Source organism: Myxococcota bacterium, from assembly GCA_035498015.1.
In the GTDB taxonomy this organism is placed as follows: Bacteria; Myxococcota_A; UBA9160; order SZUA-336; family SZUA-336; genus VGRW01.
On record DATKAO010000213.1, the window covers coordinates 18,151 to 28,460 of the forward strand.

The window sequence follows — 10,310 nt, forward strand, 5'->3', positions numbered from 1 at the left end:
ACGGTGTTTGGATCGCTGGCAGATCACCGCGATCGCGATCGCAATCGGACTGGTCGCGGCCTCGTTCTACTTCACGCCGACTGCGCCCGTGCGCGCGCCGCAAGCTCCGCCGGCGGCGGCTGCGCCCGCACCCGAGCCCAGTCCGGTGGCGCGTTCGGTGCCCGAGACGCCCGCAGCGCCTGAAGCCCCGCCATCGGCAGCCGGACGGCTTGTGACGCTGCGCAATGACGCAGTCGAGCTCCGCGTCAGCAACACCTGGACGCGCGTCGAGAGCGTGGAGCTCTTGCGTTATCGCGCGACGGTCGACCGCGACTCGGCCCCCGTACAGCTCGTCACGACCCCGATGGGAGCCATGAGCGTCTCACTCGGAGACGACGCGGCGCTCCGGGCGCAGCAGGAGATGCCCGCCGAGGTGACTTCGAGCTCGCCGACCGCCGTGGAGCTGCGCTCGACGCACGGCGGAATCACCGTGACGCGCAAGGTCGAGCTCGACGACGAGGGCTACGGCGGTCACTTGAGCCTGGCGATCCAGAACGCGAGCTCGGCGACGATCCGGCCCTCCATCCAGGTGATCTTCGACGGCCACGAGCGCGCCGCCACCGCGCCCGATCACTTCCCGCGCTACAGCCTGGTCGTCTCCGCCGACGGCGCGACCAAGCGCATGCCGCTCCAGGGCATCGCCAGCACGGGCTTCGTCGGCACGTTGCTCGGCCGCGGCCCGCCGACCTCGACCCGCTATGCGAGCCCCGTCGAGTGGGCGGGCGTCGACAGTCAGTATTTCCTGATCGCCGCGGTGGCGCAGAATCCGCGGGAGAGCGTCGCGGTCGCGGGCCCGCTCGGGTCCTACGCGCTCGACAGCGGCTCGGCGGTGCTCGGGATCGAGCCGTTCGACGTTCCGCCCGGCACCGGCGTCGAGCGCAGCTACCGGCTCTACTTCGGGCCCAAGATCGAAGACACCGTGGTCGGCGTGGATCCACAGCTCGGCCACGCCATCGACGCGGGCTGGAGCTTCGTGCGGCCGCTCGTGTCTGCCTTCGGCGGGATGCTGCACTGGACGTACGATCACGTGGTCGCGAACTACGGCGTGGCGATCATCCTGCTCACGATCCTGGTCCGGCTGGTGACCTATCCGCTGACGCAGCGCTCGATGAAGTCGATGAAGAAGTTCGGGCTGATCGCGCCACAGATGAAGGAGATCCAGGAGAAGTACGCGAACGATCGTGACAAGCTGCAGGAGGAGCTGATGAAGCTCTACCGCCAGAAGGGCATGAACCCGCTCTCGGCGGTCGGCGGCGGCTGCGTCCCGATGCTGATCCAGATGCCGGTCATGATCGCGCTGTACTTCGCGCTGCAGACCTCGATCGACCTGCGTCATGCGCCGTTCGCGCTCTGGATCCACGACCTGTCGGCACCCGAGAACTTCTTCTCGATCGCGGGTGTCCCGATCCGGCTCCTGCCGCTTCTGATGGGTGGCTCGATGCTCCTTCAGCAGCGACTCAGTCCCGCGCCTAACGCGGACCCGCAGCAGCGTCAAATGATGACGCTGATGAGTTTCATGTTCACTTTCATGTTCTATCAGTTCCCCGCCGGTCTCGTGCTGTATTGGTTCGTGAGCAACCTGCTCGGCATCGCGCAGCAGCTGCTCGTGAACCGCTCGCCCCAGCCGGCCACCAAACCATCGGAGAAGGCCGCATGAACGCTTCTGTCGACGACGTCAAGGAATTTGTGGCGGAAAACCAACAGGCCGCGCTGGCGATGGCCGAGGGCTTCTTCCGCACCACCGCGGATCAGCTCGAGTACTGGGTGATTCCACCCTCGTTCCATGTCTCCGGTCTGGGCGAGCGGGTCGTGATGCTGGCCGCACCGCGCACCGAGCGCGCCGCGCGCCCGCCCGAGTCACGCGGCGAGTCACGCGGCCGCGAGCGCGAGCGAGTCACTCCGGAACGCGAGGGCCGCCGCGAGGGCGGGCGTGACCGCGGACCGCGCGAGGCCCGTGAGCCGCGTGAGCCGCGTGAGCCGCGGCGCGAACGCGACCGGGACCGCGATCGCGGCCCCGAGCGAGACACTCCGCGCCCCGCGCGCGAGGAGTCCGCGGAGCCCGTGCAGAGCGGTCCGCTCGGCGAGATCGGGAAGTTCGTGCAGGGCCTGCTCGAGCGCATGAAGGTCGCCGACGTGGCGATCGCGGAGAAGCAGGCCGACGGCGAGACCGTCGTGACTCTGGGCGGCCGCGCGATCGTGGCGCTGGCCGAGGCGGAGCCGCGCCTCGCGGCTGCGCTCTCCCACCTGGCGCACCGGGCGGCCGAGGCGCTGATCGGTGAAGAGGCGACGGCACAGGTCGAGATCCGCGGCGCACGACGGCCGCAGCGCGAGGACTCGCGCGAGCGCGGTGGCCGCGACGGCCGGGACCGCGATCGGCGCGGTCCCCGGCGCGACGACCGTGGCCCGCGCCGCGAGCGCGACGGCGAGGATCGAGACATCGACGAGGCGGAGCTCGAGCGGCTCGCGAAAGACGTCGCGCGCTCGGTGCGCGAGACCGGTGAGGCCGAGCTCCTGCCGCCGATGAACTCGCGCGAGCGCTGGTTCGTGCACAACGCCCTGAAGGACGAGCGCGGCGTGCGCTCGGAGAGCGAGGGCGAGGGCGCGCGGAAGCGGGTCAAGATCTTCCCGGCGTGAAGCGCTCCGCGGCCCTCGACGCCGGCCTCCGCACGTTCACTGCGGAGCTCCAGCGTTGGGGGCAGCGCATGAATCTCGTCGGCTCGACCGAGCCGGACGAGATCGCGCGCCACGTCGAGGACTCCCTGGCCGCGGCGGAGCTCCTGCCCCAGGGCGCGGCGGTCGTCGACCTCGGCAGCGGCGCCGGCTTCCCCGGTCTGCCGCTGGCGCTCGCGCGCCCGGATCTGCGCCTCACGCTCGTCGAGATTCGCGAGAAGCGTATCGCCTTCCTGCGCCACGCGGTGCGCGAGCTCGGGCTCGCGACCGAGGTGCGCGAGGCGTCGATCGAGACCCGGCCCGAAGCGCCGTTCGACTTCGCTCTGCTCCGGGCCGTCGCCAAGCCGGAGCGGAGCCTCGCGCTCGGCCTCCCGTGGGTGAAGCCGACGGGTGAGGTCTGGATCTGGGCCGGCCCGGATGCCGACGTTCCCGGCGCCCGGCGCGAGCCCCTGGCCTCTGGCGGGAACATCCTGCGCGCGCGCGCGGCGGATTTTTCCCGTGGAACGGACTGAAGTCACTCGCATTCCACTGCGGGCACGTGGAACTGTGAGGTAGAATCCGAGCTGCGAGTTCGCTCGCGGGGTGAAGAGTGGCTCGGGTCATCGTTGTCGCGAACCAGAAGGGGGGCGTGGGCAAGACCACGACCGCCGTCAATCTGGCGGCCTCACTCGCCGCGGCGGAGACCCCCACTCTGCTCGTCGACTTCGACCCGCAGGCCAACGCCACGTCCAGCCTCGGGATTTCACCTTCCGACGTGAAGCGCGACGTGTACGACCTGCTGCTCGGCGACGCCGCAGTCGAGAACGTCGCGATCGAGACCCAGCTCCAGTTCCTGCGCCTGGTGCCGTCGTCGACCGATCTGGTGGGCGCAGAGGTCGAGCTCGCAAGCGCGCCCGAGCGCGAGCGCCGGCTGGAGAAGGCGCTCGCTCCGGCGCGCGACCGCTACGAGGTCATCCTGATCGACACGCCGCCCTCGCTCGGGCTGCTGACGCTGAACGCGCTGGTGGCGGCCGACTCCGTGCTCGTGCCGCTCCAGTGCGAGTACCTGGCGCTCGAGGGCCTGGCCAAGCTCACGCAGACCGTCGACCTGGTCCGCGGCTCCCTCAATCCGCGGATCGCGATCGAGGGGCTCGTCCTCACCATGTACGACGTGCGGAACAATCTGGCGCTCCAGGTCGCCAAGGAGACGCGCGAGCACTTCGGGGAGCGCGTCTACAAGACCGTGATTCCACGCAACGTTCGGCTCTCCGAGGCGCCCAGCCACGGCAAGCCCGCGCTGCTCTACGACATCAACTCGAAGGGGGCCCTGAGCTACCTCCAGCTCGCGGAAGAGCTCCTGGAAAGGATCCGGCATGGCCACTCGTAAGGGCCTCGGGCGCGGGCTCTCCGCGCTGATCCCACCCCCCGCTCCAGCGCCAGTGACGCCGCCGCCCCAGGCGGCGGCGCCCTCGGACTCGAGCGACGCCTCGAGCGCGCCGCTGTACATCGCGGTTGCGCGCATCGCCCCCAACCCCGGCCAGCCGCGCAAGGTGTTTCGGGAGAGCGAGCTCGCGACCCTGGCCGCGTCGATCCGCGAGCAGGGCGTGCTGCAGCCGCTCGTGGTCCGGCGCCGCGGCGACGGCTACGAGCTGATCATCGGCGAGCGCCGCTGGCGCGCGTCGCAGCTCGCTGGCCTCGACGAGGTGCCGGCCGTGATTCTCGACGCCACCGATCGCCAGGTCGTGGAGATGGCGCTGGTCGAGAACGTCCAGCGCGCGGACCTGAACCCGATGGAGCTCGCCGAGGCTTTCCGCGTCTTGATCGATGACGAGGGAATGACGCAGGACGAAGTCGGTCGACGCGTCGGTCTCGATCGTTCGAGTGTGGCGAATCACCTACGACTTCTGGAGCTGCCGCACGAGATCCAGCAAGATCTGATCGATCAGAGACTTACGATGGGCCACGCGAAGGCCATTCTGCAGGTGCCCGGGAGCCAGCGCATGATGGTCCGCGACCAGGTCATTCGCACCGGTCTGTCGGTGCGCGCCGCGGAGGAGCTGGGTCGCCGCGCTGCGTCATCGGCTCCGCGTCATCCACGTCCGGGGCCGGTGCGCGATCTCCATGTCGCCGACCTCGAGGAGCAGCTGCGCAAAGTCATGCAGACCAAGGTCCGCATCATCGGCCGGCGCGCGCGCGGCCGGATCGAGCTGCACTACTTCGGCGAGGGCGAGCTCGATCGCTTGTCCGAGCGCTTGCTGGGAGAACTCACGTGAAGCAGGACCTCCAGACCTTTCTCGACAGCGGCACCTCGTTCGAGGGCAAGATCTCGTTCACCGGCGCGGTCCGGATCGACGGGCACTTCCGCGGCACCGCGAGCGCCGACGGGACGCTCGTGGTCGGCGAGACGGGCACGATCGACGCGAAGCTCGAGGTGCGCGAGCTGCTCGTGCTCGGCTCGGTGGTCGGCGAGGTCACCGCGAAAGAGCGCGTCGAAGTCGGCCCGAATGGCCGTCTGGACGGGATCGTGCGCACGCCGCGCATCAAGGTCGTCGACGGCGCCCAGATCAGCGCGAAGATCGAAATGGGTGAAGGAGCGCGGCGGGGCTGAGCGGCGTCGAGGGCGCTCACAGCAGCGAAATGTGGCGCCCCGAGTTGATTGACTTGGGTGCCTCCTTTGCCAATATTCGCGGCGCCTTGCGGGAGGGATGCGTCGACGGCCCCTCCCCTGGGCACAGGTGCGCCAAAGGGAGATTGCTTGTCCGCTCACGGGAACAAGTTGCTCGGGGTGTCGCTCGCCGGCGGGCTGACCGCCGCAGTGACTGCGCTGCCTTCGGTGGCCTCGGCGGCGGACCTCAACCTGCTCCCCCACTGGCCGCAGGTCGCGATCAACATCGTGGTCTTCGGGCTCTTGATCTACCCGGTGAATCGCCTGCTGATCCAGCCGCTGCTCCGGCTGGTGGAGGAGCGCGAGCTGCGCACGGCGGGGGCGGTGGCCGACGCCGGTCGGCTCGACTCCGACGTCGGCGCGCAGCGCGCGCGCCTCGAGGCAGAGCTCGCCGAAGGACGCACGCGCGCCCAGGCACGTCGCGCCGCGATCCTGGCCGACGGCGAGACCCAGGAGCGCGCGCTGCTCCAGGCCGCCTCGCGCGACGCCGCCAGCACGATCGAGACCATGCGCGCCGCCGTGAGCGCGGACCTCACCGCCGCGCGCGCGGCACTCCAGGACGAGGCGCGGGCGCTGGCCAACGAGGCGGCCACCCGGCTGCTCGGCAGGCCGCTGTGATGCGCCTGCGCGGGCTCGCCACCGCCGCACTCACTCTGGCTGCCCGCGCAGCGTTCGCTGCCGAGCACGCCGAGCACGCGGCTCACGAGCACGCGCCGGACTACAGCCTGCTGGTCTTCCACTCACTCGGGCTCGCGATCCTGATCGGCGTGCTGGTGTATTTCGCGGGCCCGCCGCTCAGAGCGTTCCTGAGCGACCGCAGTGACAACCTGCGCCGCCAGCTCGAGCAGGCCAAGGCCGCGCTCCAGCGCGCCGAGGCCGCCAACGCCGAGATCTCCGCGCGGCTGGCGCGCATCGCCGGCGAGAACGAGGCGCTGGTGCGCGAGGCGGCCGACGTCGCCGAGCTCGAGCGCGAGCGTGCCGTGCAGCGCGCGCGCGCCGCCGCCGAGCGCGTGCGCGAAGAAGCGAAGCGCGCCGCGGACCAGGAGATCGAGCGCGCGCGCGCGGCCCTGCAGGCCGAGGCCGCGAAGCTGGCAGTCACTCTGGCGGGCGAGCTGGTGAAGTCGAGCCTGACTCCCGACGACGAGCGCCGCATGGTCGGTGAGTTCGTGGCGCGCATCGGAGAGCCGTCGTGATCGGCGCCGGCGAGATCTCCCGCCGCTATGCGCGCGCGATCTTCGGCCTGGCCGAGGGCGGCGCGGCCCACGCCAAGCTCGCGGAGCAGGTGCGCACGCTGTCCAGCGAGATCACCGGCAGCGCCGAGCTCTCGCGCGTGCTGCTCACGCCGATCCACCCGCGCGTCGAGCGCAAGGCGCTGGTGCGCGAGCTGACGCAGCGCCTGGGCCTGACCGTCGAGATCACGGCCGTATCCGAGATCCTGGTCGACGAGAACCGCCTGCAGCTCCTGCCCGCGATCGCGGGCGCGCTGCAGGAGCTGGTCGACCAGGAGGCGGGCCGAGTCAGTGCCCGCGTCGTGTCCGCGCGGCCGCTCGACGCCGACTCCCAGGAGAAGATCCGCGCCGCGCTCGCGCGCCGCGTGAACGCCGACGTGGCGGTCGAGTGGAGCGTCGATCCAGCGCTGATCGGCGGCGTGGTCGCGCGCATCGGCGACCTCTTGCTCGACGGCAGCATTCGCACTCAGCTCGAGCAGCTCGAGGAAACTCTCAGGAAGGGGCCTGCGACATGAAGATCAAAGCAGCGGAGATCAGCGAGATCATCCGGCGCCAGATCCGCGACTACGAGCGCGAGGTCGACATCGCCGAGACCGGCACGGTGCTCTCCGTCGGAGACGGCATCGCGCGCGTGTACGGCCTCGCCAACGCCATGGCCGGCGAGCTGGTCGAGTTCCAGGGCGGTCTGCGCGGGCTCGTGCTGAACCTCGAAGACGACAACGTCGGCATCGCGATCATGGGCTCGGGCGAGCACATCCGCGAAGGCCACGTGGTGAAGCGCCTGGGCGAGATCATCCAGGTGCCCGTCGGCCCGGAGCTCGCGGGCCGCATCGTGAACGCGCTCGGCGAGCCGATCGACGGCAAGGGCCCGATCCACGCCAAGGAGCAGCGCCGCGTCGAGGTGAAGGCGCCCGGCATCGTGAAGCGCCAGCCCGTGAAGGAGCCGCTGCAGACCGGCATCAAGTGCATCGACTCCATGACCGCGATCGGCCGCGGCCAGCGCGAGCTGATCATCGGCGACCGCCAGACCGGCAAGACCGCGATCGCGCTCGACACGATCATCAACCAGAAGAGCACCGGCGTGCGCTGCATCTACGTGGCGATCGGCCAGAAGCAGTCGACCGTCGCGCAGCTCGTCGGCAAGCTCACCGAGGCCGGCGCGATGGAGTACACGACCATCGTCGCGGCCACCGCGGCGGACTCGGCGCCGCTGCAGTACATCGCGCCCTACACCGGCTGCACCATCGGCGAGTACTACCGCGACAACAAGCAGCACGCGCTGATCGTGTACGACGATCTCTCGAAGCACGCGACCGCCTACCGCCAGCTGTCACTCCTGCTGCGCCGGCCGCCCGGACGCCAGGCGTATCCGGGCGACGTGTTCTATCTGCACTCGCGCCTGCTCGAGCGCGCAGCCAAGATGAGCGACGACGCCGGCGGCGGGTCACTCACGGCGCTGCCGATCATCGAGACACAGGCCAACGACGTGTCGGACTACATCCCGACCAACGTCATCTCGATCACCGACGGCCAGATCTTCCTGGAGTCCAGCCTGTTCAACGCCGGTCAGCGCCCGGCGATGAACGTCGGCATCTCGGTCTCGCGCGTGGGCTCGAACGCGCAGGTGAAGTCGATGAAGTCGATCGCCGGCACGCTCAAGACCACGCTCGCGCAGTACCGCGAGGTCGAGGCCTTCGCGCAGTTCGGCAGCGACCTCGACAAAGTGACTCAGGAGCAGCTCGCGAACGGCCAGCGACTCACGCTCATGCTGCGCCAGGGGCAGTACAAGCCGCTGCCGGTCGAGGAGCAGGTGGTGCAGATCTACGCGGCGACGCCGCGCGCGGACGGCAAGCCGTCGTGGCTGCGCAACTACCCGGCCGAAGACGTCACGCGCTACATGGACGAGATGAGCGAGTTCCTGCGCGTGAAGCATCCGGCGGTGCTCGAGGAGCTGCGCCGGTCGGGAGCGCTCGGCGATGCCGTGCGCGGGAAGCTCGACGAGGCGCTCGACGCGTTCGCCAAGGTCTTCCAGCCCAGCGCGGCGCCGGCGTAGTCACAGAGCATGGCCAGCGTCAGAGAGATCCGCAGCCGGGTGGCTGCGATCAAGAAGACCCAGAAGATCACGAGCGCCATGCGCATGATCTCCGCGGCGCGGCTCGCACGCGCGCAGCAGGCCGCGGAGGCGTCGCGTCCGTTCGGCCGCAAGCTCGCCGACGTGTTCGCCTCGGTCGCGGCCGGTCTCGACGCCGACGCGCACCCGTTGCTCGCGGCGCGCGCGAAGAAGCGGAAGCTCGACGTCCTTTTGGTCACGAGCGACCGCGGCCTGTGCGGCGCGTACAACACGAACCTGATCAAGCACGCCGCGGCGCTGCTCGCCCGGCGCCAATCCGAATTCCAGTCGATCTCGGTGCTCGCGGCGGGCAAGCGCGGACGCGACTTCTGCCGCCGGCGCAGGATCGACATGCCGCAGTCCTGGATCGGCCTGGCGAGCCCGACTGCGGACGATGCGCGCGCGATCGCGCGCTATCTCATCGAGCGCTATCTGGCCGGCGAGAGCGACGAGGTCGTGATCGTGGCGGCGCGCTTCGTCTCCGTGCTCACGCAGACACCGAGCCACGTGACGGTGCTGCCGGTGATGGAGCTTGAGCGCGAGGACGCGCCGGCCCCAGTGCCGCTGCCCTACGAGATCGAGCCCGATCCCGAGTCACTCCTGGCGCGGCTGCTCCCGACCATGGTCGAGTTCGCCGTGTTTCGCGCGCTGCTCGAGAACGCCGCCAGTGAGCATGGCGCGCGCATGACCGCCATGGAGAACGCGACCGAGAACACCAAGGAGCTGATCATCAGCTTGACGCTCGACGCGAACAAAGCGCGCCAGACGCAGATCACGACCGAGCTCACCGAGATCGTGGCCGGCGCCGAGGCGCTATGAAGCGCCGCAGGCGCGCGCGGCGAGCCGAAGGTGAGCGAAGGAGAACCAGATGAGTGACGGAAAGATTCTTCAAGTCCTGGGCGCAGTCGTGGACGTCGAGTTCCCGCCCGGCCAGCTGCCCGAGATCTACTCGGCGCTCCGGATCTCCAACCCCGCCATCGACGCGCGGCCCGACAATCTCGTGGTCGAGGTCGCGCAGCACCTGGGCGAGAATCACGTGCGCTGCATCGCGATGGACACGACCGACGGCCTGGTGCGCGGCATGAAGGTTACGAACACCGGCCAGCCGATCACCATGCCGGTGGGCGCGGGCACGCTGGGCCGGATCATGAACGTGGTCGGCGAGCCGGTCGACGAGGGCGGTCCGGTCAAGACCGAGAAGAGGCTGCCGATCCACCGCGATCCGCCGCCGCTCTCGGAGCAGTCCACTACCATCAAGCAGTTCGAGACCGGGCTGAAGGTCATCGACCTGCTGTGCCCGTTCCCGCTCGGCGGCAAGATCGGCCTGTTCGGCGGCGCCGGCGTGGGCAAGACCGTGCTGATGCAGGAGCTGATCCGCAACATCGCCACCGAGCACTCGGGTTACTCGGTGTTCGCGGGCGTGGGCGAGCGCACGCGCGAGGGCAACGACCTCTGGCTCGAGTTCAAGGAGTCGGGCGTCATCGAGAAGGCCGCGCTGATCTACGGCCAGATGAACGAGCCGCCCGGCGCGCGCGCGCGCGTGGGTCTCTCGGCGCTCACGGTCGCGGAGTTCTTCCGCGACGAGGAGGGCCGCGACGTGCTGCTCTTCATCGACAAC

Annotated in this window: 12 protein-coding genes; all 12 read left to right on the forward strand. The window is 69.9% G+C overall.

The window, feature by feature from the left end; all coding sequences use genetic code 11:
- Positions 1–7: 7 nt before the first annotated feature.
- Positions 8–1,696, forward strand: coding sequence for a membrane protein insertase YidC (gene yidC / locus VMR86_18860; protein HTO09119.1), 1,689 nt, complete (start codon positions 8–10; stop codon positions 1,694–1,696).
- Positions 1,693–2,673 carry a R3H domain-containing nucleic acid-binding protein gene (locus tag VMR86_18865; protein ID HTO09120.1) on the forward strand — a complete coding sequence of 327 codons (981 nt, stop codon included), beginning with the start codon at positions 1,693–1,695 and terminating at the stop codon, positions 2,671–2,673. The genes yidC and VMR86_18865 overlap by 4 nt, the downstream gene beginning before the upstream one ends.
- Positions 2,670–3,221 (forward strand): 16S rRNA (guanine(527)-N(7))-methyltransferase RsmG, encoded by a 552-nt coding sequence (gene rsmG, locus VMR86_18870; protein ID HTO09121.1) that lies wholly within the window; start codon positions 2,670–2,672, stop codon positions 3,219–3,221. Before VMR86_18865 ends, rsmG begins: the two co-directional genes overlap by 4 nt.
- Positions 3,222–3,298: 77 nt before the next feature.
- Positions 3,299–4,075 (forward strand): AAA family ATPase, encoded by a 777-nt coding sequence (locus VMR86_18875; protein ID HTO09122.1) that lies wholly within the window; start codon positions 3,299–3,301, stop codon positions 4,073–4,075.
- On the forward strand, positions 4,062–4,961 hold the full coding sequence (locus VMR86_18880) for a ParB/RepB/Spo0J family partition protein (GenBank protein HTO09123.1): 900 nt from the start codon (positions 4,062–4,064) through the stop codon (positions 4,959–4,961). Before VMR86_18875 ends, VMR86_18880 begins: the two co-directional genes overlap by 14 nt.
- Positions 4,958–5,296, forward strand: coding sequence for a polymer-forming cytoskeletal protein (locus VMR86_18885; GenBank protein HTO09124.1), 339 nt, complete (start codon positions 4,958–4,960; stop codon positions 5,294–5,296). Before VMR86_18880 ends, VMR86_18885 begins: the two co-directional genes overlap by 4 nt.
- A gap of 147 nt (positions 5,297–5,443) precedes the next feature.
- Positions 5,444–5,971, forward strand: coding sequence for an ATP synthase F0 subunit B (locus VMR86_18890; protein HTO09125.1), 528 nt, complete (start codon positions 5,444–5,446; stop codon positions 5,969–5,971).
- A complete protein-coding gene (locus VMR86_18895) occupies positions 5,971–6,546 on the forward strand; it encodes an ATP synthase F0 subunit B (GenBank protein ID HTO09126.1) in 576 nt (191 codons plus the stop codon). The genes VMR86_18890 and VMR86_18895 overlap by 1 nt, the downstream gene beginning before the upstream one ends.
- Positions 6,543–7,097 (forward strand): ATP synthase F1 subunit delta, encoded by a 555-nt coding sequence (atpH, locus tag VMR86_18900; protein HTO09127.1) that lies wholly within the window; start codon positions 6,543–6,545, stop codon positions 7,095–7,097. The genes VMR86_18895 and atpH overlap by 4 nt, the downstream gene beginning before the upstream one ends.
- Complete coding sequence (atpA, locus tag VMR86_18905) at positions 7,094–8,635, forward strand: F0F1 ATP synthase subunit alpha (protein ID HTO09128.1); 1,542 nt, start codon at positions 7,094–7,096, stop codon at positions 8,633–8,635. Before atpH ends, atpA begins: the two co-directional genes overlap by 4 nt.
- Positions 8,636–8,644: 9 nt before the next feature.
- Positions 8,645–9,511: an ATP synthase F1 subunit gamma gene (atpG, locus tag VMR86_18910; protein ID HTO09129.1), complete on the forward strand. Its 867-nt coding sequence runs from the start codon at positions 8,645–8,647 to the stop codon at positions 9,509–9,511.
- Positions 9,512–9,560: 49 nt separating this feature from the next.
- Positions 9,561–10,310: F0F1 ATP synthase subunit beta (locus VMR86_18915; GenBank protein HTO09130.1), on the forward strand; the 750-nt coding region annotated here is incomplete at its 3' end.

Bases quoted from the DNA above. Each gene is read 5' to 3' on its own strand.
- VMR86_18865 (HTO09120.1), top strand. From the start codon at position 1,693: ATGAACGCTTCTGTCGACGACGTCAAGGAATTTGTGGCGGAAAACCAA.
- VMR86_18880 (HTO09123.1), top strand. From the start codon at position 4,062: ATGGCCACTCGTAAGGGCCTCGGGCGCGGGCTCTCCGCGCTGATCCCA.
- VMR86_18895 (HTO09126.1), top strand. From the start codon at position 5,971: ATGCGCCTGCGCGGGCTCGCCACCGCCGCACTCACTCTGGCTGCCCGC.
- atpA (HTO09128.1), top strand. From the start codon at position 7,094: ATGAAGATCAAAGCAGCGGAGATCAGCGAGATCATCCGGCGCCAGATC.
- atpG (HTO09129.1), top strand. From the start codon at position 8,645: ATGGCCAGCGTCAGAGAGATCCGCAGCCGGGTGGCTGCGATCAAGAAG.